21 protein-coding genes and 3 tRNA genes are annotated in these 25437 nt (G+C 60.0%); 21 read left to right on the top strand and 3 right to left on the bottom strand.

What is annotated here, in order from left to right; translation table 11 throughout:
- The first annotated feature begins 183 nt into the window (after window positions 1-183).
- The 10 genes from BN1143_RS02930 (at window position 184) to BN1143_RS02885 (ending at window position 11531) form a co-directional block, all read left to right on the top strand.
- Window positions 184-1398 (top strand): methyl-accepting chemotaxis protein, encoded by a 1215-nt coding sequence (locus BN1143_RS02930; protein ID WP_042049607.1) that lies wholly within the window; start codon window positions 184-186, stop codon window positions 1396-1398.
- Window positions 1399-1407: 9 nt separating this feature from the next.
- Window positions 1408-1776: a response regulator gene (locus tag BN1143_RS02925; RefSeq protein WP_005303778.1), complete on the top strand. Its 369-nt coding sequence runs from the start codon at window positions 1408-1410 to the stop codon at window positions 1774-1776.
- Between the two features lie 14 nt (window positions 1777-1790).
- On the top strand, window positions 1791-2117 hold the full coding sequence (locus BN1143_RS02920) for an STAS domain-containing protein (protein ID WP_042049606.1): 327 nt from the start codon (window positions 1791-1793) through the stop codon (window positions 2115-2117).
- 26 nt (window positions 2118-2143) lie between these two features.
- Entirely contained in the window at window positions 2144-4357 is a 2214-nt protein-coding gene (locus tag BN1143_RS02915) for a chemotaxis protein CheA (RefSeq protein WP_042049605.1), read from the top strand.
- A 15-nt stretch (window positions 4358-4372) separates the two neighbouring features.
- Entirely contained in the window at window positions 4373-6295 is a 1923-nt protein-coding gene (locus tag BN1143_RS02910; protein WP_042049604.1) for a HAMP domain-containing methyl-accepting chemotaxis protein, read from the top strand.
- Between the two features lie 12 nt (window positions 6296-6307).
- Window positions 6308-6880 (top strand): chemotaxis protein CheW, encoded by a 573-nt coding sequence (locus BN1143_RS02905; RefSeq protein ID WP_017763910.1) that lies wholly within the window; start codon window positions 6308-6310, stop codon window positions 6878-6880.
- A gap of 65 nt (window positions 6881-6945) precedes the next feature.
- Complete coding sequence (locus BN1143_RS02900; RefSeq protein ID WP_042049603.1) at window positions 6946-9117, top strand: methyl-accepting chemotaxis protein; 2172 nt, start codon at window positions 6946-6948, stop codon at window positions 9115-9117.
- 56 nt (window positions 9118-9173) lie between these two features.
- On the top strand, window positions 9174-9977 hold the full coding sequence (locus BN1143_RS02895; protein ID WP_017779178.1) for a CheR family methyltransferase: 804 nt from the start codon (window positions 9174-9176) through the stop codon (window positions 9975-9977).
- 11 nt (window positions 9978-9988) lie between these two features.
- The gene (gene cheD, locus BN1143_RS02890; RefSeq protein ID WP_017779177.1) at window positions 9989-10459 is read left to right on the top strand and encodes a chemoreceptor glutamine deamidase CheD; all 471 of its coding nucleotides are present in this window, start codon (window positions 9989-9991) and stop codon (window positions 10457-10459) included.
- Window positions 10460-10469: 10 nt separating this feature from the next.
- On the top strand, window positions 10470-11531 hold the full coding sequence (locus BN1143_RS02885; protein WP_017782069.1) for a protein-glutamate methylesterase/protein-glutamine glutaminase: 1062 nt from the start codon (window positions 10470-10472) through the stop codon (window positions 11529-11531).
- A 46-nt stretch (window positions 11532-11577) separates the two neighbouring features.
- Here the strand turns inward: BN1143_RS02885 and BN1143_RS02880 are convergent, their stop codons facing one another.
- A complete protein-coding gene (locus BN1143_RS02880) occupies window positions 11578-12810 on the bottom strand; it encodes a cysteine desulfurase-like protein (protein WP_042049602.1) in 1233 nt (410 codons plus the stop codon).
- Window positions 12811-13140: 330 nt separating this feature from the next.
- On the opposite strand from BN1143_RS02880, the gene BN1143_RS02875 reads away from it, so the two are divergent.
- From BN1143_RS02875 to BN1143_RS02845, 7 genes are all read left to right on the top strand, one after another.
- Window positions 13141-13225 (top strand) — tRNA-Tyr (locus BN1143_RS02875).
- Window positions 13226-13256: 31 nt separating this feature from the next.
- A tRNA-Tyr gene (locus BN1143_RS02870) sits at window positions 13257-13341 on the top strand.
- Between the two features lie 31 nt (window positions 13342-13372).
- Window positions 13373-13457: transfer RNA gene (locus tag BN1143_RS02865), tRNA-Tyr, on the top strand.
- Between the two features lie 134 nt (window positions 13458-13591).
- A complete protein-coding gene (locus tag BN1143_RS02860) occupies window positions 13592-13864 on the top strand; it encodes a hypothetical protein (RefSeq protein ID WP_042049600.1) in 273 nt (90 codons plus the stop codon).
- A 740-nt stretch (window positions 13865-14604) separates the two neighbouring features.
- Window positions 14605-15342 carry an EAL domain-containing protein gene (locus BN1143_RS02855; protein ID WP_042049599.1) on the top strand — a complete coding sequence of 246 codons (738 nt, stop codon included), beginning with the start codon at window positions 14605-14607 and terminating at the stop codon, window positions 15340-15342.
- A 219-nt stretch (window positions 15343-15561) separates the two neighbouring features.
- Complete coding sequence (gene trhP / locus BN1143_RS02850) at window positions 15562-16926, top strand: prephenate-dependent tRNA uridine(34) hydroxylase TrhP (RefSeq protein WP_005303943.1); 1365 nt, start codon at window positions 15562-15564, stop codon at window positions 16924-16926.
- 1 nt (window position 16927) lies between these two features.
- Window positions 16928-17176, top strand: coding sequence for a YfhL family 4Fe-4S dicluster ferredoxin (locus BN1143_RS02845; RefSeq protein WP_005303946.1), 249 nt, complete (start codon window positions 16928-16930; stop codon window positions 17174-17176).
- Window positions 17177-17254: 78 nt separating this feature from the next.
- On the opposite strand, the gene alr is transcribed toward BN1143_RS02845, so the two are convergent.
- Window positions 17255-18328, bottom strand: a complete 1074-nt coding sequence (alr, locus tag BN1143_RS02840) for an alanine racemase (protein WP_017784372.1) — start codon at window positions 18326-18328, stop codon at window positions 17255-17257.
- 176 nt (window positions 18329-18504) lie between these two features.
- A complete protein-coding gene (gene dnaB, locus BN1143_RS02835; protein WP_010673258.1) occupies window positions 18505-19899 on the bottom strand; it encodes a replicative DNA helicase in 1395 nt (464 codons plus the stop codon).
- A gap of 445 nt (window positions 19900-20344) precedes the next feature.
- On the opposite strand from dnaB, the gene BN1143_RS02830 reads away from it, so the two are divergent.
- The 4 genes from BN1143_RS02830 to BN1143_RS02815 all read left to right on the top strand — a co-directional run bounded on the left by BN1143_RS02830 (window position 20345) and on the right by BN1143_RS02815 (window position 25405).
- Complete coding sequence (locus tag BN1143_RS02830) at window positions 20345-21205, top strand: Tim44 domain-containing protein (protein ID WP_005303956.1); 861 nt, start codon at window positions 20345-20347, stop codon at window positions 21203-21205.
- 158 nt (window positions 21206-21363) lie between these two features.
- Window positions 21364-22905 carry an EAL domain-containing protein gene (locus BN1143_RS02825; RefSeq protein WP_042049597.1) on the top strand — a complete coding sequence of 514 codons (1542 nt, stop codon included), beginning with the start codon at window positions 21364-21366 and terminating at the stop codon, window positions 22903-22905.
- Window positions 22906-23138: 233 nt separating this feature from the next.
- Window positions 23139-24977: a bifunctional metallophosphatase/5'-nucleotidase gene (locus BN1143_RS02820; protein WP_010634889.1), complete on the top strand. Its 1839-nt coding sequence runs from the start codon at window positions 23139-23141 to the stop codon at window positions 24975-24977.
- Window positions 24978-25063: 86 nt separating this feature from the next.
- Window positions 25064-25405, top strand: coding sequence for a DUF2956 domain-containing protein (locus tag BN1143_RS02815; protein ID WP_042049596.1), 342 nt, complete (start codon window positions 25064-25066; stop codon window positions 25403-25405).
- The last annotated feature ends 32 nt before the right edge of the window (window positions 25406-25437 follow it).

Below are 25437 nucleotides of genomic sequence, written 5' to 3'. Positions count from 1 at the left end.
GCCCCCTCCATATTCCATTTTTCTCAGTAACACCAAGCAAGAAAGAGCAATTTGTAACCAGGCGATTTTTTTGCGCTAACCTTACTGAGTTATTGATAATTAGCGGGTTGCGCTTGGCTCATTCGGTCTGACTGAAATGGCGGCTCACCCTCTTCACATTCAAGAGCAGGGGCGAGTTTGCGTATGACAGACAACACACGGGCACACACCTTAGCCTTCTGGGAGCCGGTCAGCTGGGCTTGCGGCCTTGGCCTGGGCCTGTTCAGCACCCTGCTGTTGCTGCTCGCGGGCAGCCCCATCCCTTACCTGCTGGCCAACCTGGCGGCTGCACTGGCCGCCACCCTTTGGATCGCCCGCCACTACCACGCCAAACCCGCCGACAAAGAGAGTGAGGCGAAGCAGACCCACCCATTTGCCGATAACGGACTCAACCACTCCATCATCGGGCTCGAGCAGGTATGTGAAAAAGCGGTGCCTATCTGGTCGCAACAGATTGAAAACTCTCGCCAGCAAACCGAAGGAGCCATGATCGACCTCACCCAGCGCTTCGCCGGCCTGACCACCAAACTGGAAGAGGCGGTCGCCGCCTCCCACAATGCCGCCGGTGATCTGGGTGGTGAACAATCGGCCGGCATGGCCGCCGTGCTGGCCCAGAGTCAGGCCCAGCTCAATCAGGTCATTACCATCATGCACTCCACCCAGGCCAACCGCGATGCCATGCTGGCTGAGATCAAGACGCTCACCGCCTACACCATAGAGCTCAATACCATGGCGCTCGACGTGGCCAAGATAGCCTCCCAGACCAACCTGCTGGCCCTCAACGCCGCCATCGAAGCGGCCCGGGCCGGTGAGGCTGGTCGTGGCTTCGCCGTGGTGGCTGACGAGGTGCGCACCCTGTCGCGCCTCTCCAGCGAGACCGCCCAGAAAATGACCGACAAGGTCGACACAATCAATGCCGGTATCGGCCGCGCCTTCCAGATTGCCGAGAGCGCGGCCGGGCGCGACCAGGTTGCCGTCAGCGATGCCGAGCACGCCATCGAGCAGGTACTGGAACGCTTTCGGATGGCCACCACCAGCCTGGCAGAATCTGCAGCCCTGTTGCAGAGCGAGAGCAGCGGGATCCATCGCGAGATCTCCGATGTCATCGTTTCGTTACAGTTCCAGGATAGGGTCAGTCAAATCCTCAGCCATGTGCGTCAAAACATGGACAGCCTCAACGACCACCTGGTCTCGTCACGCAACAGAACACACCAGTCAGGCCCTATCCGGATCGATGCGGAGAGCTGGTTGGCGGACATGGAGCTCTCATACGCCACCGATGAACAACGCAACATTCATCATGGTCGCCAGCACCAGGCGGCAACCCCATCCAGCAATGCTGATGTCACTTTTTTCTAGGAGAGAGATATGCCCAAAACAGTCCTGATCGTGGATGACTCGGCCACCATACGCCAGGTCGTCGGCATGACGCTCAAGGGAGCCGGTTACGAGGTGATGGAGGCAAGTGACGGCAAGGATGCCCTCAAAAAGCTCGACGGCAAGAAGATCAACCTCATCATCAGTGACGTCAACATGCCGAACATGGACGGCATCAGTTTCGTCAAGGAGGCCAAGAAGCTGGCCAGCTACAAGTTCACTCCGGTGATCATGCTGACGACAGAGTCCCAGGACAGCAAGAAGCAGGAGGGACAGGCCGCGGGAGCCAAGGCCTGGGTGGTCAAGCCGTTCCAGCCGGATCAGATGCTGGCTGCCGTGGCCAAGCTCATCATGCCCTGAGCCGGGAGGCGTTCATGCCGCTGCAAATCGAAACGGGTGAGCACAAGAGTGTCGTGACCATCTCGGGCGAGATGACCATCTACACGGCAGCCGAGCTGAAACAGGCGCTCACACCCCTACTCTATCGCCAGCAGGAGCTGGAACTGGATCTCTCCCAGATCAGCGAAATGGACAGCGCCGGTTTGCAGCTGCTGCTGGCAGCCAAGAAGACGGCGCAGCAGGGAGGCTATCCACTGCATCTGGTCATGCACAGCCATGCCGTGCTTGATGCCCTTGAGTTGTGCCAGCTGGCGGCCTTTTTCGGTGATCCCACCCTCATTCCCCACGCCGATCACGCCTAACCGGTTCTGCGGACAAGGAGTCATTCGTGAGCATCAATCTTGATCAGGCCCTGCAAACCTATATCGCCGAGGCGCGCGAGCTGCTGGAGGAGATGGAGTCCGCGCTGCTAACCCTGGAGAACGACCCGGACAATGGCGAGCTCATCGGTGCCATCTTCCGGGCGGCGCACACCATCAAGGGTTCCGCCGGCCTGTTCGGCCTGCAACCCATCGTCAGTTTCACGCACATCGTCGAGGATCTGCTCGATCAGGTGCGCAACCAGCAACTGGCGATAAGTGCCCCCCTCATCAGGGATCTGCTGGAGAGTCGGGATCACATCGAACGCCTGGTCAGCCTGGTGGCTGAACAGGGGGAAGCCCTTGGTGCGGATGAACAGGCTCAGGATGAGCAGTTACGGCGCAATCTGGCCCGTCACCAAAGCGGCAACCAGACCACGCTGCCGGAGCGGACCCAGCCTGCCGATGCCGATCCGGTCAGCAAGGAGGAGGGTCATGTCAGCGCTACCTCCCTGTGGCACATCTCCCTGCGCTTTGGTCCTGACGTGCTGCGCAACGGCATGGATCCCACCTCTTTCCTGCGCTACCTCGGTACCATGGGTACCCTCTGCGCCATCGAGACCATTCACCATGCCCTGCCGGAGTGGGAACAGTTCGATCCGGAGAGCTGTTACCTCGGCTACGAGATCGATCTGGACTCCCAGGCCGACAAGAGTGCCCTGAGCGACGTGTTCGAATTCGTGCGAGACGACTGTCTCATCAGCATCTTGCCGCCCCACAGCAAGATCGCCGAGTACATAGCGCTCATCAACGCCCTGCCGGAAGACAACGAGATGCTGGGGCAACTGCTGGTCAAAACAGGCGCACTGACGGCCAGCGAGCTTGCGCTCGGCCTGCAAGCCCAGCATGAGCAGCCGCAGGCCGACACCAACAAGCTGGGGGAGATCCTGATCGCCCAAGGTGCCGTCAATGAAGTGGTGGTGGACGCCGCGCTCAAGAAACAGAATCAGAGCAAGGAGAACAAGAACAAGGAAGGGCGTTATGTCCGGGTCCACGCCGACAAGCTGGATGAGTTGATCAATCTGGTGGGAGAACTGGTCGTGGCCAGCTCCGGCGCCAACCTGCTGGCCCAGCGTTCACGGGACAGCCTGCTGCAGGAGGCCAATTCCACCATTGCCATGCTGGTCGAGGAGATCCGCGATGGTGCCCTGCGCCTGCGCATGGTGCCCATCGGCGATACCTTCAACCGCTTCCAGCGGGTGGTGCGGGATGTCAGCCACGAGCTGAACAAGGACATAGCGCTGGTGATCACCGGCGGCGACACCGAGCTGGACAAGTCTGTGGTGGAGAAGATCGGCGATCCCTTGATGCATCTGGTGCGCAATGCCATGGATCACGGCATAGAAGCGGCCGAGAAACGGCTGGCGGCCGGCAAGCCGGCACGGGGCACCCTGACCCTCAACGCCTATCACGACTCCGGCAGCATTGTCATCGAGATCCAGGACGATGGTGCCGGCCTCAACAAGGCCAGGATCCTGCAAAAAGCGCAGGAGCGGGGGCTGGCAGCAGCCAATGCCACCCTGTCGGATCAGGAGATCTACCAGCTCATCTTCGAGCCCGGCTTCTCCACCGCGGAGGCCATCACCAATCTCTCCGGACGCGGTGTGGGCATGGATGTGGTCAAACGCAACATCCAGGCCCTGCGTGGCAGCGTCGAGCTGGACAGCAAGCCCGGACTCGGCACCCGGGTACAGATCCGGCTGCCGCTGACCCTGGCCATCATCGATGGCTTTCTGGTGCGCGTCAGCACCACTTACTACGTCATTCCCCTCGACATGGTGATCGAATGCGTGGAGCTGACCCAGAGCGCGCTGGACGATACCCAGGGGCGCAACTACATCAATCTGCGTGGTGAAGTGCTGCCATTCGTCCGGTTGCAGCACTACTTCGATGTCGAGGGAACCCGTGGCCGCCGGGAAAATATCGTGGTCGTCAGCCATGGCGGCAAGAAGTCAGGATTGGTGGTCGACGAGCTGCTGGGGGAGTTCCAGACCGTCATCAAACCGCTCGGCAAGCTGTTCCAGCGCCTGCAGGGGATCAGCGGCTCCACCATTCTGGGTGGCGGCGAGGTAGCCCTCATTCTGGATATTCCCTCTCTGATCCAGCATGCCATCGACCAGGAGCTGGGCCAGCTGAGCCAGTACGCCATTCCACGTCTGCAATCCCAACCAAGAGTCAATTAACATCAGGAGCCTGACATGTTCAAAAACTCCACCATCAAGATACGACTCACCATACTGCTCTGCCTGCTCTGTGTGCTGCTGTTTGGCGTAGGTGTGCTCGGGCTCTACAACATGCATAGCAGCAACAAGGGGCTGCAACGGGTCTACAACGACCGGGTGGTGCCGCTCAAGCAGCTCAAAACCATCTCGGACAACTACGCCGTCGCCATCATAGACAATGTCAACAAGGCCAATGCCGGTCTCGTCAGCGCCGAGGAGGCGTTGCAGCAGATCCAGCATGCCCAGCAGCAGATAAAACTGGAGTGGCAACACTATCAGGCCACCAAGCTGACCGCAGCCGAACAGAAGCTGTCGGCAGAGGCCAACAGCCTGTTTAATACCGCGGATCGAGACATCACCAGGCTGGAGGCCTTTCTCTCAAATCAGCATGGTGTCATTGCGGATACGCTCAATGAGTTTGACGGCAAGCTATATAGCTCCATCGACCCCATCGGCAGCAAGATAACCGAGCTGGTCAGCCTGCAGCTCGACGTTGCCAAATCAGAATACGAACAGGCCCAGGCCTGGTATGACGTCATGCTGCTTACCATGATGGCTGTGGTCGCCGCCGGCATGGTGGCTGCAGCCTGGTTTGGCATCGTCCTCATTCGCAGCATCATCTCCCCCATCAACCAGGCCCTGCAGGTTGCCAACCACCTGGCGGACGGCAATCTCGACGTCACCATCGACATCGGAGCCCACGATGAAGCCGGCCAGCTGTTGCTGGCCATGCAGAACATGGTCAACAAGCTGACGTCCCTCATTATCGACATAGAAACGCTGGTGACCGCCGCCGTCGAACAGGGGGATTTCAGCTACAAGATTGAACTGGACGGACGGCAGGGTTACATCAAGCGCCTCTCCGAACTGCTCAATCGTCTCTCCAACGTGACCGACACCAGCCTCAACGACGTGATGCGCATTGCCACCGCCCTGTCGCAGGGTGACCTCACCCAGAAGATTGAGCAGCCCTATCCGGGAATTTTCGGTCAGACCAAGGATGGTCTCAACAGCACCATCGCCGCACTGACCGCCATCATCGAGGAAGTACGCAACGCCGCCGACAACCTGACCAACGCCTCCAATCAGGTCAGCACCACGGCCCAGTCCCTCAGCCAGGCCACCAGTGAGCAAGCGGCCAGCGTGGAAGAGACCAGCGCCTCCATCGAACAGATGAGCGCCAGCATCAACCAGAACACGGACAACGCCAAGGTGACCGACAACATGGCGAGCAGCGCCGTACTGGAGGCCACCGAAGGGGGCCGTTCGGTACAACAGACGGTTGCCGCGATGCAGCAGATCGCCCGCAAGGTCAGCATCATCGACGACATTGCCTACCAGACCAATCTGCTGGCGCTCAATGCCGCCATTGAGGCGGCCAGGGCCGGTGAACATGGCAAAGGCTTTGCTGTGGTCGCCGCCGAGGTCCGCAAGCTGGCCGAACGCAGCCAGATCGCGGCGCAGGAGATAGGCGAACTCTCGTCAAGCAGCGTCGATACCGCCGAGAAGGCGGGCAGTCTGCTCGACAAGATAGTGCCCTCCATTCGCAAGACCTCGGATCTGGTGCAGGAGATCAACGCCGCCTCCGGGGAACAGGCCAGCGCCGCCAACCAGATAAGCCTGGCCATGAGCCAGCTCAATCAGGTGACCCAGCAAAATGCTGCCAGCAGCGAGGAGCTGGCCGCCACCGCGGAGGAGATGAGCTCCCAGGCCAACGAGCTGCAGCAGACCATGGACTTTTTCTCCCTGCAAGGCAGCGGCCGCTCACCCAGACAGGTCGAAAATCTGCACAAGGGGGTGCCTCCCAGAGGCAAGTTTGTGATGCCGGCCCAGCCCCCGTTGCATGGCAATGTGGCTGCGCAACCGCAGGTTGACGAAACCGATTTTGTCCGCTTTTAACCGGAGAGCCTCATGAGCATGTCTACCGAAGTGGTCGCCCAGCCTGGCACGCTGGTACATGACAATCAGGGTGATGCCCAGTACCTGACTTTTCTCATCAACGGCGAGATGTTTGCCATCAACATTCTCGGGGTCAAGGAGATCATCGAATACGGCAACATCACCCCCATCCCCATGATGCCGAGTTTTATCCGGGGTGTGATCAACCTGAGGGGAGCCGTCGTCTCTGTGGTGGATCTCAACGCCCGTTTTGGCAATGCCCCCTCCAGCATCACTCGCCGCAGTTGCATCGTGATCATCGAGAACGTGCACCCGGACGACCCGGAACACGGCAATCAGGACATAGGCGTGGTGGTGGACTCCGTCTCCGAGGTACTGACCATCCCCTGCAACGAGATTGAGCCGCCACCAAGCTTCGGGGCCCGTATCCGGGCCGACTTCATCAGCGGCATGGGCAAGGTCAACGGCAAGTTCGTCATTCTCATCAATACCGAGAAGGTGCTCTCCATCGACGAGATGGCCCAGCTCAGCGAGCTGACTCAACAGCAGGAACGGCTGCTGGAACAAAAACCACAAACGCCATGACAACAACATAAATCAGCGTTTCGCTCCACCACACAGCAATGACATGTCGCACAAGGATAAGGCCCATGACTCAATCACTCTTTGGCAATCTGTTTGGCAACGGCAATGCTCATGCCTTGCTGCAGGAACAACTGCGCCAGTTGACTGGTGCAACCCGCACCCTGGCTCAGGGGCTCCAGCAAGGCAAACAGTCCGCCCAGCTAGAGCTGGACACGCTCACCGGCCCTCTCAAGGAGCTCTGCCAGGAGTTCAATGCCGTACTGGGGCTGCTGGGAGATCGCCTTGGCAGTGCGCTCGCCGCCCGCGAGGCCAACCAGGCGCTCTACGAAGAAAACCTGCGAGTGCGCAAGGCGCTGGATGGTGCCTCGACCAATGTGATGATCGCCGATACCAATTTGAACATCGTCTACATGAATGAAGCCGTGCTGGCCATGCTGGGACTGGCAGAGTCGGATATTCGCAAGGATCTGCCGAGCTTCGACGTCAGGCACCTGATGGGCAAGAACATCGATACTTTCCACAAGGAGCCCTCCCACCAGCGCAACATGCTGGCCAAGCTGGACAAGACCTACCGCACCCAGATCACGGTCGGAGGTCGCACCTTCTCCCTGATCGCCAACCCCGTTTTCAATGACGGTGGCGAGCGGCTCGGCTCCGTGGTGGAGTGGGCCGACCGCACCAAGGAGATCGCCATCGAGAATGAAGTGAAAGCCGCCAATGCCGCCGCCAAGCAGGCGGCCGCCGAAAGTCTGCGAGTCAAGAAGGCGCTCGACGGGGCCAGCACCAACGTGATGATCGCCGATACCGATCTCAACATCATCTACATGAACGAAGCGGTCAGGGAAATGCTGGGCCAGGCCGAAACCGACATCCGCAAGGAGCTGCACCACTTCAACTCGGCCAATCTGATGGGCGCCAACATCGACAGCTTTCACAAGAATCCGGGCCATCAACGCAGCATGCTGGCCAAGCTGAACAACACTTATCGTACCCAGATCATGCTGGGGGGACGCACTTTCGCCCTCATCGCCAACCCGGTATTCGGCGACGATGGCGAGCGGCTGGGCTCCGTGGTCGAGTGGTCGGATCGCACCAAGGAGGTCGCCATCGAGCGGGAGATGTCGGAAATCGTCCAGTCCGTCATCAATGGCGAACTGCACCGCCGCATGGATCTCACCGGCAAGAGCGGCTTCTTCCAGAACCTTGGGGAGGGGATAAACCGTATCGCCGAGGTGATCGACACCAGTCTCAACGACGTGATCAGGGTGGTTCAATCACTGGCGCGCGGGGATCTGACCCAACACATAGAGGCCGATTATCCCGGTGTATTCGGCACGACCAAGGACTCCCTCAACCAGACCATCGTCTCGCTTACCAACATTGTAACCGAAGTGCTGGGGGCATCCGACAACCTCTCCAGCGCCGCCGAGCAGGTCAGCGCCACCGCCCAGTCCATCAGCCAGTCCAGCAGCGAGCAGGCTTCCAGCATGGAGGAGACCAGCGCCTCCATCGAGCAGATGAGCGCCAGCATCAACCAGAACACCGACAACGCCCAGGTTACCGATGGCATGGCCAGCAAGGCGGCCAAGGAGGCGGTGGAAGGCGGCGAGGCGGTCAAGCTCACGGTCGATGCCATGAAGCAGATTGCCAAGCGCATCGGCATCATAGATGACATCGCCTACCAGACCAATCTGCTGGCCCTCAACGCCGCCATCGAGGCGGCCCGGGCTGGCGATCACGGCAAGGGTTTCGCCGTGGTGGCCGCCGAGGTTCGCAAGCTGGCGGAGCGCAGCCAGGTAGCGGCCCAGGAGATTGGCGAGCTGGCCTCAAGCAGCGTCGACATGGCGGAGAAAGCGGGACGCCTGCTCGATCAGATGGTGCCCTCCATCAACAAGACCTCGGATCTGGTGCAGGAGATCAGCGCCGCCTCCGCCGAGCAGTCAACCGGCGTCAGCCAGATCAACATCGCCATGAACCAGTTGAGCCAGGTGACCCAGCAGAACGCATCCTGCAGCGAAGAGCTGGCCGCCACTGCCGAGGAGATGAGCAGCCAGGCCGAACAGCTGCAACTGGCGATGGAGTTCTTCACCCTCGAGCGGCACAAGCTCAATGCCGGCCAGAAGGTGGCAGCCACCCGTACCGGCCCCCGTGGCCGCTTCATGCTCGAGAACAGTGCCGCAGAGGGTAATGGCAACCTGCCCCGGCCCCACAATGACGGCGACTTTGTTCGCTTCTAACCCGGATGCGGGTGAGTGGAACTCACCCGCATCCCGTTTGTTTCGGGAGTCCTTCCTTGTATCAGACCCAGTTGCATGATGATGAATTTGCGCAGTTTCAACGCTGGATCCACCAGACGGCGGGGATCGATCTGTCACCGGCCAAGAAGGCCCTGGTCGCCAGCCGATTGTCAAAACGGCTCTGTTACTATGAGCTGGAGAGCTATGGCGACTATTTCAGCCTGATCATGCACAACCGCGGCAGTGAACTGCAGATTGCGCTCGATCTGCTCACCACCAACGAGACCTACTTTTTTCGCGAACCCAAGCACTTCGAATTTCTCGGTAACAAGGTACTGCGCCAGTTGCCAAAAGAGCGGATGGTTCGGATCTGGAGCGCAGCCAGCTCTTCCGGCGAAGAGCCCTACAGCCTGGCCATGACCCTGGCCGACCATCTGGAGCTGGGTAACTGGGAAGTGATCGCCTCGGATATCTCGACCCGGGTGCTGGAACAGGCGAGAACGGGGCTCTATCCCATCGAACGGGCCCACAACATCCCGCTGCCATTGTTGATGAAGTACTGCCTGAAGGGGGTCGGCTTTCAGGAAGGCACCTTCATCATCGATCGCAAGCTGCGCGAGAAAGTGCAGTTTTACCATATCAACCTGAATCAGGAGTTGCCTGACATCGGGCTGTTCGATGTCATCCTGATCCGCAACGTGATGATCTATTTCAACCGGGAAACCAAGGGACAGGTGCTGCAGCGACTGGTGCCGCGCCTGAGAAAAGGGGGCTACCTCATCGTCAGTCACGCCGAGAGCCTGAACGGCCTGCCCCACGGCCTGCAACTGGTATCCCCTTCCATCTATTTGAAACCTTGAGTTTTTTCAGTATGAAAGAGGTCATGCTGCAACCGGGCGAGTTCTTCTTTGGGCAGGATGACGCCATCATCCGCACCCATCTTGGCTCCTGCGTGGCCATTACCATGTGGCATCCGGAGCAGAAGCGAGGTGGCATGTGCCATTACATGCTGCCCAGCCGCGGCCACAGCGCACCGGGTCTGGACGGTCGTTATGCCGATGAGGCAATCCAGCTGTTTATCCACGAAATAGGCAAGCACCCCGCCCCCATCCACGAATACGAGGTCAAGCTGTTTGGCGGCGGCAACATGTTTATCGAACAGCAAACGCTCAACACCATGAATGTGGCCATCAAGAACATCAAGGCGGCCTGGCAGCTGACCCAGCACCTGGGCCTGACCATCAAGGCCCACCATCTTGGCCATGCGGGACACAGAAGTCTGATTTTCGAGCTGGCCAACGGCAATGTCTGGGTACGTCATCATCGCTTGCCACACCGCTAAGGGGACGGGAATGAAACAGATAAGAGTCATGCTGGTGGATGATTCCGCCGTGGTGAGGCAGGTGTTGCAGGCCATTCTCGAGCAGGAGCCCGATATCAAGGTGATTGCCACCGCCTCCGACCCGCTGTTTGCACAAGAGAAACTGAAGAAGGAGTGGCCAGACGTGATCGTGCTGGACGTGGAGATGCCACGTATGGATGGCATCACCTTCCTCACCAAGATCATGGCCGAGCACCCCACCCCAGTGGTGATCTGCTCCTCCCTGACCGAGAAGGGGGCGGAAACCACGCTGCAGGCGATGGCCGCCGGCGCCGTCGACATCATCACCAAGCCCACGGTCGGTCTGAAAAGCTTTCTGCAGGAGTCGGCGCAGGAGCTGGCCATGGCGGTGCGCGCCGCCGCCCAGGCCAATGTCAGACGCCAAGTCAGAACCCAGTCCACCACGGTCGCCCCCAAGCTCAATGCCGACGCCATCATGGCGCCGGCCAGCCAGCATGCCATGGCCCAGACTACGGAGCGGATCGTGGCGATCGGCACCTCCACCGGCGGCACCCAGGCGCTGGAGGCCGTGCTGACTACCCTGCCCCGGGTCTGCCCCGGCATCGTCATCGTGCAGCACATGCCGGAGAAGTTCACCGCCTCCTTTGCCGAGCGGCTCAACAACCTGTGCCAGATAGAGGTGCGGGAGGCCAGAAGCAATGATCGGGTGATCCCCGGGCTCGCGCTCATCGCCCCCGGCGGCAAGCACATGCTGCTCAAGCGCAGCGGCGCCTACTATCACGTCGACGTGATGGACGGCCCCCTCATCAACCGCCACCGCCCTTCGGTGGACGTGCTGTTTCGCTCGGTGGCCAAGTTTGCCGGCAGCAATGCCACCGGCATCATCATGACCGGAATGGGGGATGACGGTGCACGCGGTCTGCGCGAGATGATGGAGGCAGGCGCCAATACCTTCGCCCAGGATGAGGCCTCTTGCGTGGTCTTCGGCATGCCCAAGGAGGCCATCAAGCTCGGCGCCGCTCGCCATGTCCTGCCGCTGCAGGATATCCATCACGCCATCGTGGGACGCTAGCAGACAAATGAGGTGACACAGCCCGGCCTGACCGGGCTGTGTTGTTTCAATGCGGCATATCGTCGAGCAGGGCGAACAGGCGATCAATCTCCGCCGAGGTGTTGTAGTGCATGCAGCCTATTCGCAGTACACCGTCGCTCACCCCCAGCTGCTCCACCAGCGCCAAGGCATAGAAGTGGCCGGCCCAACTGCATACCTGATGTTGCCCCAGAAACTCGGCCATCTCGGCCGGACTATGCCGGCTTGAAGTGAGGGCGAAGGTAGGAGTGCGCCCCTTGCTGCCCTGAATGCCGTGCAGGGTGAACCAGGGGCGCTCAACCAGCCTGGCCAGCAAATGCTCGCTGAGCTGCCGCTCATGGGCCTGGCTGCGGGCAAACGCCAGATCGAGGCGAGCTTCCAGCTCATGCTCAGTGCCGTCCAGCCCGGACAAGGAGGCCAGATACTCTACGGTCGCTTCTACTCCGGCCAGCGCCTCCCAGCTCTGGGTACCGGTTTCCCACTTGTAGGGCGCCACATTTTTGGCCGGCTCGACTTTGTAGGGGGTGAAATGCGCCAGGTGGCGATGCTTGCCGAAGAGGATGCCGAGGTGCGGGCCGAAAAACTTGTAGGCGGAGCAACCGAGGAAGTCGCAATCCCAGGCCTGCACGTCGATGCGCTCATGGGGCGCAAAGTGCACCGCATCTACATAGAGCAGGGCCCCCACCCCGTGCACCGCATCGGCGATACGCGGAATATCGACCAGAGTGCCTGTGGTGTTGGAGGCCGCCGTCACCGCCACCAGCCGGGTTTTGGGCCCGAGCAGGCTGAACAGATGCGCATAGTCCAACCCCCCGGTCGTCACATCTACTCTTGCCTGATGCACTACCACGCCGCGATCCGCTGCCGCTTGCTGCCAGCTGGAGACGTTGGAGTAGTGATCGAGCGCGCTGACGATAATCTCGTCCCCCGCCTGCCACTCTCTGGCCAAGGCACGACTCAGCGCAAAGGTCAGGGTGGTGAAGTTGGCGCCGAACACTATCTCTTCAGCCCGCTCCGCCCCCAGCAAGGCCGCCACCGCCAGCCTGGCCCGCAGGGCCTGCTGCTCGGTCGCCCTGGCCGAGAAAAAGGGGCCGCCCAGATTGGCGTTGAAGCGGCCGAGGTAATCTGTCATGGCCGTGAGCACGGCGTGTGGCACCTGGGCCCCGCCGGGGCCGTCAAAAAAAACGGGGGTTTTGCCTTCAACCAGCTGATTGAGAGCGGGGAACTGGCCGCGCAACACGGCGATATCGAGAGCCTGCATAGGAGAAGTCCACAATCCATGTTAACAGTTGAATAACATGGCGAGAGTAAAATGCGGCAGCAGCAATGTCCATCAGTGAAGCGGTCAGCCATCACACTTACAAAATAAGGTGAATTTTTCAGTATAAAACGCTGCCTGATGGCAACCGGCTGGTGCGACACCTCGCCACCATCCTGATCAATGCCAGACAGCAGCAGGGAAGTCGTTGATAAGCGTGAAAAATGAGCGACAAATATCAAAAAATGACCGAATGATACTTTTTTGTCGCCAGATATGCCCGCAAGGGGTTCACAAAGAGCGAAGATCTGATAGTATGCGCCTCGCACTTGGGGAGGGGTTCCCGAGCGGCCAAAGGGATCAGACTGTAAATCTGACGGCTCTGCCTTCGAAGGTTCGAATCCTTCTCCCTCCACCATTCAAGTGCAACAATCAGGAAAATACCCCGTGGAGGGGTTCCCGAGCGGCCAAAGGGATCAGACTGTAAATCTGACGGCTCTGCCTTCGAAGGTTCGAATCCTTCTCCCTCCACCATATTCCTGAACAATTTGTGTAGTACCCCTGTGGAGGGGTTCCCGAGCGGCCAAAGGGATCAGACTGTAAATCTGACGGCTCTGCCTTCGAAGGTTCGAATCCTTCTCCCTCCACCATCATTCAAGAAAACCCGGCCTAGTGCCGGGTTTTCGCTTTTCACGCATCTATCCATTTGACACTGTCAGATCTGACAATTGCCTGTGGGCCCGCTTTTGGAAACAGTATTGCCATATCGTTCAAGGACATGACCATGTTTGAGATCTGGGATGAAGCAGGGCAGGCGAAAGGATTGAACCTGCAGCAGTTGCAGCAGCGGCTGACCAGCTACCGGGGTGAGGTGATGGTGCGTTATATCAACCGCATCGGCTTGCCGACCACCCTGTTCCTGACGGTCGACAAGGGCCTCGCCTATCAGCGCTTCAAGGCCGACACCCCCCTGCTCGACTGGGACTGGCTGGCACAGGCCATAGAGCCAGAACAGCGCAAAACCCCATTGCAGCCGCTTGAGGCCATTGCCCGCTGATAGTCAGTGCCCGCGATACCGTTACATGCAGAAATGAATTCAATATCGGCGTTTATTTTAAAAGTTATGTCCAAGACTTTTGCTACAAGCTACTCACTATAGCTGGCCATGCGGCTGGATATATTTTCTCAACCAGGTAGTACATTTCTTCAATTCCCACCACAATCCCCCTATCATTATCCCTGCGAAATATCCCGCCAAGCTATGATTCCATGAAAACAACCTTGATAAAATACATTGAAAACTCGCCATCAATATTTTTTGTCAGTCACCAAGTCTGTTTCTCATAAACATTCGATTTGCCCCTCCCCTGCTGGCCTGGTTGATGACCCCAGAGGGAACGCCACCTAAGTCCTGCCGACTTTGCTCTGCTCAGGTGGTGACCAAGGCAGGCCAGCTAACGGGTAATCCAACGAATGGCAACCCTCACCAACACCTTGGCACCCGCCAGTTTGCGTGCCCAATTGTTACCAAATCATGCTGACCTGCCATACAGCGTTGACATACTTGTTCAAGCCGACATTTAGGCGCTGTTATTTAATGCCAGCATCCGGTTAACTTCTCTTCTGCATGATTACCTGCAGTCAGGAAGTATTGATTTTATATAAAAAATATATTTCATCGAGGCACATCCATATATCCAGCCGGCTAACTCATCCATATTATCAGAGAATTCCTACAGAACATTCCGCGCTCCCTCCGCTATTATCCACGGCCATATCCGTCAACAGGTGAGTGCCGTGTTTGCATTTCAAGAAGAGTACCCAATGAGTGACATGGCAAGCATCCCGGTGGCCGAGCTTGCTGTGCCCTTCTATCAGCCGATCATAGGGCGGGACCATCAGGTCAAGGGTTATGAGGTGCTGGCCAGACGCTGGGATCCGGCGCTGCTGAGCTATCAGGGCATCGACTTTACCTCTCTCAGTGAGGAGCAGACATTGCATCTGGACATCGTCATGCTCAGAGCCGTCATGCGAGATCTACCGACCCTGGCAAAGGTGGGCTCCTATCTGCTCTCCATCAACCTCAACCCGACCCTGAGCAGCCCCACCTATCAGAACCTGTTGCTGCTGGTGCTGATGCAGGCGCGCAAGCTGGGGATCGAGATCTGGTTCGAGGTGCTGGAGCACGCCCCACTGCACCCTCCGCATCGGGCGCTGATCGAGGTGCTGCGCGAGCACGGTGCCCACATCGCCTACGACGATTTTGGCACCCAAGCCTGCAACTTCCAGCGAGTGATGGCGCTACCCTACGAGATCATCAAGCTGGATCGCTCCCTGCTGCTGCAAGCCAGCAAGACACCCCATGCCCTGCGCATGCTGACCGGTCTGGTGGAGTACCTGCAGCGGCTTGGCATCAAGGTGGTGTGCGAAGGGGTCGAAACCCTGCAGCACATCGAGACAGCCAACCGGCTCGGCTGCGACTATCAGCAGGGCTACGCCTACGCCATGCCTTCCCCCCTCTCCCGCTGGGCCTGAGCGGCCCATTTTACCCGTCGACTCGCGCCGGGGATGATTCCCTGCCAAATTGCATGATGCGGTGAGGGCGAGTACAATCTCGCACCCCGTTTATCCGGCCGATGCCGGGTATGCCGTGACCGGGTGTGCGGTGTGAGTCTCCACTCCCGGCGCAGCTCAACCCATACGACGCCATCAGGTGGCGCCGTCCTGATTTGCAATCAGACATAAGAGTCCGACATGTTTAAACCAGAATTGCTCTCCCCCGCAGGTTCCCTCAAGAACATGCGTTACGCCTACGCCTATGGCGCCGATGCCGTTTATGCCGGCCAGCCCCGCTACAGCCTGCGGGTGCGCAACAACGAATTCGATCACGAGAACCTGCAGCTCGGCATCAACGAAGCCCATGCGCTGGGCAAGCAGTTCTACGTGGTGGCCAACATCCAGCCTCACAACTCCAAGCTCAAGACCTTCATCCGCGACATGCGCCCCGTGGTGGAGATGAACCCGGATGCGCTGATCATGTCCGACCCCGGTCTCATCATGATGATGCGTGAAGCCTTCCCGGACATGCCCATTCACCTCTCGGTGCAGGCCAACGCGGTCAACTGGGCCACGGTGAAGTTCTGGCATCAGATGGGCCTGACCCGTGCCATCCTCTCTCGCGAGCTGTCGCTGGACGAGATCGAAGAGATCCGCATGCAGGTGCCTGAGATGGAGCTGGAAGTGTTCGTCCACGGAGCGTTGTGCATGGCCTACTCCGGCCGCTGCCTGCTCTCCGGCTACATCAACAAACGCGATCCCAACCAGGGCACCTGCACCAACTCCTGCCGCTGGGAGTACAAGGTGCACGAGGGTAAAGAGGACGAGGTGGGCCAAATCGTCCATCGTCAGGAGCCCATCGCCGTGCAGAAAGTGGACCCGACTCTGGGCGCCGGCAAACCGACCGATGCGCTGGTGCTGCTGGAAGAGTCCAACCGTCCGGGCGAGTACATGAGCGCGTTCGAGGACGAGCACGGCACCTACATCATGAACTCCAAGGATCTGCGCGCCGTCGAGCACGTGGAGCGGCTGACCAGGATGGGCGTGCATTCGCTCAAGATCGAAGGCCGTACCAAGTCCTTCTACTACTGCGCGCGCACCGCCCAGGTCTATCGCAAAGCGATCGATGATGCGGTGGCCGGCCGGCCGTTTGACCGCAGCCTGATGGGCACCCTCGAGAACCTGGCCCACCGCGGCTATACCGAGGGCTTCCTGCGCCGTCACAACCACAGCGAATACCAGAACTACGACTACGGCTACTCGGTCTCCGACACCCAGCAGTTCGTCGGCGAGATCACCGGTCGCAACGGTGACATGGTGGAAGTCGAGGTGAAGAACAAGTTCCTGGTGGGCAACAGCCTGGAGCTGATGACCCCGCAGGGCAACCTCAGCTTCAATCTGGAGCAGATGCAGAACCGCAAGGGCGAGCTCATCGACACCGCGCCGGGCAACGGCCACGTGGTCTACGTGCCGGTACCGAAGGAAGTGGACGTTAACTACGGCATCCTGCTGCGCAACCTCGGCGAGCGCGAGGACACCCGTCAGCCCCACTCGGCCGCCTGAGATGTCCCTGCTCATCACCGACAAGTGCATCAACTGTGACATGTGCGATCCCGAGTGTCCGAACCAGGCTATCAGCCTCGGTGAGGAGATCTACGAGATCGACCCCAGTCGCTGCACCGAGTGCGTCGGTCACTACGAGAAGCCGACCTGCATCAGCGTCTGCCCCATCGACTGCATTATCTGGGATCCAGCCCACGTTGAAACCGAAGAGCAGCTGATGGAGAAGTTCGTGCGGATGCACAGGCAGTAAGAAGAAGCTGCAGGTCGCAACAACATCATAAAAAAAGCCCCGCATGCGGGGCTTTTTCACGTTTGGCGCTCACGGCAGCTAGACGTATTCCATAAAGACGCGGGAGGTGAGCTTGGTGATGAGCTCGTAGGGGATGGTGCCGATCTGATCGGCCACCCGCTCCACCGGCAGCCCCTCGCCCCACAGCACCGCCTCGTCGCCGGCCTTGTCGGTGGCGCCTGGGCCGAGATCCACCGTGGTCATGTCCATGGAGACCCGCCCCACCAGGGGTACGATGCGGCCATTGACCAGCACAGGCGTGCCGTTGGGGGCCATCCGTGGATAACCGTCGCCGTAACCGATGGCGATGACCCCGAGCCGGGTATCGCGATCCGACACCCAGTTGGCGCCATAGCCCACCGGCTCGCCCGCCTTGTGATCCCGCACCGCAATCAGTTGTGTCTTGAGGGTCATCACCGGCTGCAGGTCATAATCCGCCGCCACCGTATTGGGGAAGGGCGATACGCCGTAGAGAATGACGCCCGGGCGCACCCAGTCGCAGTGGGAATCCGGCCAGGCCAGGATGCCCGCCGAGTTGGCCATGGCCCGCTCGCCCAACAGCGGCGCGGTCAGCTGGCTGAACAGATCGATCTGCTCGCGGGTGGTGGGCTGCTCCAGCTCATCGGAGCGGCTGAAGTGGGTCATGATGTTGAACGGCTGCACCACGTTCTTGCACTTGCCGAGCCGCTCGATAAAGGCAGGCATCTCATCAGCCCGTACCCCGAGCCGGTGCATGCCGGTGTCGAGCTTGAGCCAAGCTACCACGGGGGCAGGCAGCTCGGCCTGCTCCAGCGCTTCGAGCTGCTCCCAGGTGTGCACCGCGGTCTGCAGGTTGTTGGCCGCCAGCACCGGCAGGTCGGCGGCGCTGAAGAAGCCCTCCAGCAGCACGATGGGCTTGACCACGGCGCAGGAGCGCAGCATCAGCGCCTCTTCGATGCGGGCCACCGCGTAGGCGTCCGCATCCACCAGGGTACGGGCAACCGGCAGCAAACCGTGGCCATAGGCGTTGGCCTTGACCACCGCAATGATCTTGCATTGGGGGGCGTGGCGTTTGACCACGGCGAGGTTGTGGCGCAGGGCCGCTGTATTGATTTGGGCGATAGCCGCTTTCATCTGTTTTCCCTTACGAGGGCATGATAACGCGCCAACGCGTCAGGCACCGGGTGGTGTCAGCCCTCAAATGTCATCGTCTAAGGCCGGACCGGCAGAATTGTCGAACCGGGAAAACTGTTTATGGAACTCTCTTTACCATCATCAGGGTGACGCACGCAGAGCGGGTCACCTGATGATCAGTAGTCATCATCAAACGCCGGACCCGCGTAGTTGTCAAAACGCGAGAACTGCCCCTGGAAGGTGAGCCGCACCCGGCCGATGGGGCCGTTACGCTGTTTGCCGATGATGATCTCGGCGATCCCCTTGTCGGGGCTGTCGTCGTGATAGACCTCGTCGCGGTAGATGAACATGATCAAGTCCGCATCCTGCTCGATGGAGCCCGATTCACGAAGGTCCGAGTTGACCGGACGCTTGTCGGCGCGCTGTTCCAGGCTTCGGTTCAGCTGGGAGAGCGCCACTACCGGGCACTGCAGCTCTTTCGCCAGCGCCTTGAGGGAGCGGGAGATTTCACCGATCTCCAGGGTACGGTTGTCGGAGAGGCTGGGCACCCGCATCAGTTGCAGGTAGTCCACCATGATCATGCTGATGCCGCCGTTGTCCCGCGCCACCCGACGGGCGCGCGAGCGCACTTCGGTCGGGGTCAGGCCGGAGGAGTCGTCGATGTACATCTTGCCCTTCTCCAGCAGCAGCCCCATGGTGGAGGAGAGCCGGGCCCAATCCTCGTCGTCGAGCTGACCGGTCCGCACCTTGGTCTGGTCGATGCGCCCCACCGAGGCGAGCATACGCATGATGATCTGCTCGGAGGGCATCTCGAGGGAGAAGATAAGCACCGGCTTGTCGGCGGTGAGCGCTGCGTGCTCGCACAGGTTCATGGCAAAGGTGGTCTTGCCCATGGAGGGACGGGCCGCGACGATGACCAGATCCGAGCGCTGCAGGCCAGCGGTCATCTTGTCCAGGTCGTTGTAGCCGGACGAGACGCCGGTCACCCCGTTGTGGGGGGTTTTGAACAGCTCTTCAATCTTGTCGACGGTCTGCTCGAGGATGAGCTTGAGCGGCTGGGGGCCCTCATTGGCACTGGTGCGCTGCTCGGCGATCTGGAACACCTTGCTCTCGGCAAGATCCAGCAGATCGTTGGAGGTACGGCCCTGGGGCTCGTAACCCGCTTCGACTATCTCGTTGGCGACCGAGATCATCTCCCGCACCACCGCCCGCTCACGCACTATCTCGGCGTAGGCGCTGATGTTGGCGGCACTCGGGGTGTTCTTGGCGATCTCCACCAGATAGGCGAAGCCACCGGCCTCCTCCAGTTGCTCGGAGCGCTCGAGCTCCTCCTGCAGGGTGATGAGGTCGATGGGGTTGCCCGCGTTGGAGAGGCGGGTCATGGCCTGGAAGATCAGGCGGTGCGGGCGGCTGTAGAAATCCTTGTCGATCACCCGTTCGGCGACCCGATCCCAGGCCTCGTTGTCCAGCATCAGGCCGCCCAGTACGGACTGTTCGGCCTCAAAAGAGTGGGGAGGTACTTTCAGCTGTTGTGTCTTGGCGTCTTTTTTCGCCGTCACTTGCTCTGCCATACACATAAAAACCGCAGCGGGAAGGGGACGGGAATTTTACAAAAGAAACCCCGCCATCGCGAGCGCAAATACGCGCTATTCACTTCTCTGTGGCCCAACCGCCCTCCTGTTGGTTGCTGCCATCGCCTCCTGATCTCCGTTGCCGCGCAAAACGGGGCTCAAACCACGATAAAGGGCCAGACCAGGGTCAGTTCACCCTTGCTCTGTCTGGTTTTGCTGCGCAGTTTGCGCTCCTTGCGGCTCAACCGTCTGTTTTTCATGGGACACACTCCTGCCATTGACACCCACACGACGTGGTTCTTCGTTCATGAATAATTCATGCCAATCATGGTACATATCGGCCCAAGCTGCGACACATTTAGGGACATGCAGCCTGCCATGCGCCTCGCTGAGCTTGCCAAAGCAGAGCATGCCCCACCCACAGACGAGAGTGAAAAGAGTCAAAATGAAAAAGATGCTGACCCTGTTTGCCGTGATCCTGGCCATTGGCCTGGGGGCACCTCACGCCGAAGCCAAGAAGTTTGGCGGCGGCAAATCCTTCGGCAAGAGCTACAAGACGGCGCCGGCCCAGCCCGCCGCCAAGCCGGTCGACACCAAGAACCCCACCGTGGGCGCCCAGACCCCGCCGAAAAAGAGCGGCATGATGGGTGGTCTGCTGGGTGGTCTGCTGGCCGGCGGCCTGTTCGCCTACCTGCTGGGCAGCGGTGCCTTCGAAGGCCTGCAAGGGATGGACTTCCTGCTGATCGCCCTGCTGGCACTGGGCGGCGTATTCCTGTTCCGCACCCTGCGCAAGGGCAAGATGGCGGCATCGCAGCAGCAACAGACGGCCTATGCCGGCTATCAGCCGCCCCAGAGTGCGGCTCCCCAGCAGTTCGAGCAGAACCACAGCGCCCCGCAGGCCACCGGTTTCGCCGACAGCGACGTGCCGTTCCGCCTGCCGCCAGGTTTTGACATGAACGGTTTCCTGGCCGGTGCCCGCGATCACTACCGCACCCTGCAGGAAGCCTGGAACAAGAACGATCTGGAGAAGATCCGCGAATACGTCAGCCCCGAGCTGTTCGAGCAGCTCAAGGCCGACCGCGCCGAGCTGACCGGTGAGCAGCACACCGAGGTGATGTATGTGGATACCCAGCTGGTGCGCGCCGACTACGGCAGCGACTGGGCCCAGGTGAGCGTGCGCTTCAGCGGCCGCTACATGGATCGCCAGGAGCAGGTAGAGGAGGACATCAAGGAGGTGTGGCACCTCGAGCGCAACCTGGCCAAGGACAATGCACCCTGGCACATCGTCGGCATCGAGCAGCTGTAAGCTCGACCAGCCAGAGATGACGGATAAAGGCGGCCTGCGGGCCGCCTTTGCTTTTTGGAGGTCGCTGAAGCCCCTTGTAGTGGCTAGGAGATTGAGGTGTGATTGTGTAGTATGTCCGACCTTTTTTTGTTCAATTGAACCTTCACGAGGCGTGGTACATGGTGTTCCCCTTTCTGCGTAGCAGCAACATGCCTCGTCTCCTGGCCAGCCTGCTCTGCTGCGCCATCCTGATCCTCATCTCCCTTGCCACCCTCTACTGGCAAACCTGGTCGATGACCCGGCAGCAGGCCCAGACCGCCGCCGAACGCGCCATCATGCAGATCGACAGCGCTCTCTCCCATTCGACCCAGGCGGCCAGGGCGGCCCTGCCGCTGGCCAGCCGCCCCTGTCGCGAGGTGGCCCGGGAGCTGCGGGTGCTGGTCGCCACCTCCCCCTATGTGCGCTCGATCAACCTCTCCCGCAACGGCCGCCTCTACTGCTCCTCCATCTTCGACGAGATCGATCTCGAGGACCGGCTGCAGGACGCTCGCCACGAGCGACTCAGACTGGAGGCCGTGACCCGGCTCGGACGCAAGCCGTCGCTGCTGTTTTATCACCTGAGTGAGGGGAATAACGCCGTGGTGGTCGCCATCAACCCCTATCACCTGAGCAAACCGCTGCAGTGGCGCCTCGCCGGGGCGCACAGCTGGGTACAGATAGGCGAGCAGTGGCTCGACCTGCGTGGCAAGGTGCACGATGGCCAACCGCCCAGGCTGCGGGGCTTCAACTACCGACTCGACTCGGCGGCATTCAACTACAGCCTCAATCAGGGATTTCCGCTGAGCGCCGTGCTGACCACCACCTTGCAAAAACAGAGCTCCATCATACTGCTGATCCTGCTCCTGGGAGGGCTGGCCGGCCTCGCCACCTACCGCTGGTGGAGCCATATCTCGACCCCGACCCAGGAGCTCAGACGCGCCATCATCAAGCAGGAGTTCATCCCCTATCTGCAACCCATCGTCGTCAGCCAGAGTGGCCAGCTGCACGGCTGCGAGGTGCTGATGCGCTGGCAGCATCACAGCCAGGGGCTGATCCGACCGGATCTCTTCATCCCGCTGGCGGAGGAGAGCGGCCTCATCATCCTGATGACCCAGACCCTGATGCAGCAGGTGCGACTGCAGTTCGCCCCCCATGCGGCGGCGCTGCCACCCCGCTTCCACTTCAGCTTCAACATCTGTGCCCGTCACTGCCAGCAGCTGAGCCTGGTGGATGACTGCCGCACCTTTCTCGCCGCCTTTGCCGCCAACGAGGTCACCCTGGTGCTGGAGCTGACCGAGCGCGAGCTCATCACCCCCAACCAGCTCACCGGGCAGCTGTTTGACGAGTTGCGGCAGATGGGGGTCAGGATAGGGCTGGACGACTTTGGTACCGGCCACTCCAGCCTCACCTATCTGCAGCAGTTTCACGTGGACTATCTCAAGATCGACCAGAGCTTCGTCGCCATGATCGGCACCAACGCCCTCTCCCGTCACATTCTCGACAGCACCATCAACCTGGCCACCCGGCTGGGGTTGAAAACCATCGCCGAGGGGGTCGAGACCCGGGAGCAGGCGGACTTTCTCACCGAGCGTCACGTCGACTACCTGCAGGGCTATCTCTATGGTCGCCCGCTCACCCCGCAACAATTTCTGCAGCGGCTGAACATCATTTCAACACCCTGAATCCCGCCCGGGCACGGCAGGGTTGCATCACCCGCCGTGCTGATGGAAAATCCCCGCCGCGCCCCTGTCCTGCTGCGCAAAATCACGCAAACGTTTATTTGCTTTATTAATGTGCAGTAGCTCAAAAGAATCAGCTCTGTTTATTTCCAATTATTACTTTTTGCCTAGAATCGCCACACTCCTGTCATGCAGGAACGATATACAGGACTATAACAACAAGAGGAATATTACCGATGAAGAAGACGCTACTGGCCGTCACCGTCTCAATTACCCTGTTCGGGCTGACCGCCTGCAATTCAGAAAACAGCAGCAAGGAACATATTCCGCTGGATCTGACCATTGCCCACATCAATGATACCCACGCCCACCTCGACCCGACCGAAAATGCCCTGGCGATCCAGCCGAGCGGGCAGGAGCTATTCAAGTTCAACGCCAAGCTGGGCGGCTATCCGCGCCTGAAGTTCAAGCTGGACGAGCTGCGCAGCCAGGCGGCCAGCGAAGGCCGCAACTTCATGGTGCTCAACGGTGGTGACGCCTTCCAGGGCACCCTCTACTTCACCCAGTTCAAGGGGGAAGAGGAGTCCCGACTGCTCTCCGACATGGGTATCGATGCCATGGTGCTCGGCAACCATGAATTCGATCTGGGCAACCAGGCAATTAAAGACTTCGTCTCACGGGTGAATTTCCCGGTATTGGCTTCCAATATGGTGAAATCCAGTAGCGCCACCCTGAAGGACAGCGAGAATATTCACGAATATGTCATTAAGGAAGTCAATGGCGAGAGCGTGGGTATTTTCGGACTGGTGCTGGAAAATATGCATGATATTTCCTCACCGGACAAAGACACCCAATTCCTGCCGATGATTGAGACCGCCCAGAAAATGGTCGATACCCTCAAGTCCAAAGGTGCCAACAAGATCATCATGGTCACCCATATCGGCCTGCAAAATGACCAGGCGGTCGCCAAGGCCGTCAACGGCATCGACCTGATCGTCGGCGGTCACTCCCAGACCTTCCTCGGTGACATCACCGAGCTCAACAGCATCGGCTACACCGCCCACAACCAGAACCCGGCCGACGACAACACCTATGCCCAGATCGTCAACAACCCGGACGGTGGCAAGACCTGTATCGTGCAGGCCGGTGAATGGGCCAAGGGCTACGGCCTGGTCAACGTCTCCCTGAGCAAGGAAGGCGAGCTCACCAAGTGTGAAGGGCGCAACACCCTGATGACCGGCGACGACTTCACCAAGGAAGTGGCCAAGAAGAAGGTTCCGCTGAGCGGCACCGAGCAGACCAACGTGGTCGACTTCATCAGCAAGTCCCCGGTCATCGAGATCGTGCCGGAAGACACCGCCATGCGCGACGTGATCGACACCGAGTACAAGCCGGCCGTGGCCGAGCTCGAGGCCAAGATCATCGCCGACGTGCCGACCAAGCTGCCCCACGTGCGCGTGCCGACCACCCCGGACGGCGCCGGCCTCATCGATCCCCTGGTGGCCGAATCCCTCTACTGGAAGCTCAACAAGCTCAACACCAAGGTGGACTTCACCATCCAGAACGCCGGTGGCGTGCGTGCCGACGTGAACGCGGGCCCGCTCTCGGTCGGTTACGTGATGGGTACCCTGCTGCCGTTTGGCAACAAGATCGCCGCCTTCAACCTCAAGGGCAAGGACGTGCGTGCCACCTTGGAGTATGCCGTTGACTACTCCATCGGTCTGGAGACCGGGATCGCCGCCTCCAGCGGTGCCTTCCCCTACGTCGGCCACCTGAGCTACACCTATGACGGCAAGCTGGCCAAGGGCTCCCGCATCACCAAGCTGGAGATGCTGGACGCCAACGGCCAGTGGCTGCCGCTGGATGACGAGAAGGTCTACCGCGTTGGTGCCAACACCTACATCGCCTCCGGCAAGGATGGCTACAGCGGTCTGCTCAAGCGCGAAGAGCTGCCCAACAAGGGTGACTACGTCGACTCCGGCGTGGGCGAGAACGAGATGTTCATGGAGTACGCCGAGTCCCAGGGCACCCTCAATCCGCTGCCCTATGCGACCGTGACCTACTACAAGCCCTGATCCGGCTCACAAGCTGTTGCAACGGCGCCTGAGGGCGCCGTTTTTATGGCATACTTCCCGCCAATCGATGCCGAGGAGACCCTTTGATGGCGAAGTACGACAAGATTTCCCCCGAGACCCAGCAGGAGGCGATGAAAATTGCCCGCGCCAACCAGAAACCGGGACAGACCAAGGAGCAGACCCAGCTGATCGCCCAGGGGATCCAGAAAGGCATAGACGAATACAAGAAGCAGATGAAGGCGCGGGCCCGCGAGGCCAATCGCCAGAAAAAACTGCAGGCCAAGGCCAAACAGTCTCACCCAGCGCAGCAGGATGAGGAGCAGGACGACCTCGTCGAACTGGTGGAAGTGACCCGCCAGCATCCCCTGCCCTGGCTGCTGCTGGGATTGAGCTGGCTCGGCTTTGCCGCCTGGTACTGGCTGCGCTGAGACACCACCGGCAAACCTTTGCCTGGGATCTT

This window comes from Aeromonas dhakensis, from assembly GCF_000820305.1.
Lineage (GTDB): Bacteria > Pseudomonadota > Gammaproteobacteria > Enterobacterales > Aeromonadaceae > Aeromonas > Aeromonas dhakensis.
This window is presented reverse-complemented; position numbering and strand designations above follow the sequence as displayed.

Bases quoted from the DNA above. Each gene is read 5' to 3' on its own strand.
- BN1143_RS02860 (WP_042049600.1), top strand. From the start codon at position 13,592: ATGTTTGAGATCTGGGATGAAGCAGGGCAGGCGAAAGGATTGAACCTG.
- BN1143_RS02815 (WP_042049596.1), top strand. From the start codon at position 25,064: ATGGCGAAGTACGACAAGATTTCCCCCGAGACCCAGCAGGAGGCGATG.
- BN1143_RS02925 (WP_005303778.1), top strand. From the start codon at position 1,408: ATGCCCAAAACAGTCCTGATCGTGGATGACTCGGCCACCATACGCCAG.
- BN1143_RS02920 (WP_042049606.1), top strand. From the start codon at position 1,791: ATGCCGCTGCAAATCGAAACGGGTGAGCACAAGAGTGTCGTGACCATC.
- BN1143_RS02885 (WP_017782069.1), top strand. From the start codon at position 10,470: ATGAAACAGATAAGAGTCATGCTGGTGGATGATTCCGCCGTGGTGAGG.
- BN1143_RS02910 (WP_042049604.1), top strand. From the start codon at position 4,373: ATGTTCAAAAACTCCACCATCAAGATACGACTCACCATACTGCTCTGC.
- BN1143_RS02845 (WP_005303946.1), top strand. From the start codon at position 16,928: ATGTCCCTGCTCATCACCGACAAGTGCATCAACTGTGACATGTGCGAT.
- BN1143_RS02900 (WP_042049603.1), top strand. From the start codon at position 6,946: ATGACTCAATCACTCTTTGGCAATCTGTTTGGCAACGGCAATGCTCAT.
- BN1143_RS02820 (WP_010634889.1), top strand. From the start codon at position 23,139: ATGAAGAAGACGCTACTGGCCGTCACCGTCTCAATTACCCTGTTCGGG.
- BN1143_RS02905 (WP_017763910.1), top strand. From the start codon at position 6,308: ATGAGCATGTCTACCGAAGTGGTCGCCCAGCCTGGCACGCTGGTACAT.
- BN1143_RS02825 (WP_042049597.1), top strand. From the start codon at position 21,364: ATGGTGTTCCCCTTTCTGCGTAGCAGCAACATGCCTCGTCTCCTGGCC.
- BN1143_RS02880 (WP_042049602.1), bottom strand. From the start codon at position 12,810: ATGCAGGCTCTCGATATCGCCGTGTTGCGCGGCCAGTTCCCCGCTCTC.
- trhP (WP_005303943.1), top strand. From the start codon at position 15,562: ATGTTTAAACCAGAATTGCTCTCCCCCGCAGGTTCCCTCAAGAACATG.
- BN1143_RS02930 (WP_042049607.1), top strand. From the start codon at position 184: ATGACAGACAACACACGGGCACACACCTTAGCCTTCTGGGAGCCGGTC.
- dnaB (WP_010673258.1), bottom strand. From the start codon at position 19,899: ATGGCAGAGCAAGTGACGGCGAAAAAAGACGCCAAGACACAACAGCTG.
- cheD (WP_017779177.1), top strand. From the start codon at position 9,989: ATGAAAGAGGTCATGCTGCAACCGGGCGAGTTCTTCTTTGGGCAGGAT.
- BN1143_RS02830 (WP_005303956.1), top strand. From the start codon at position 20,345: ATGAAAAAGATGCTGACCCTGTTTGCCGTGATCCTGGCCATTGGCCTG.
- alr (WP_017784372.1), bottom strand. From the start codon at position 18,328: ATGAAAGCGGCTATCGCCCAAATCAATACAGCGGCCCTGCGCCACAAC.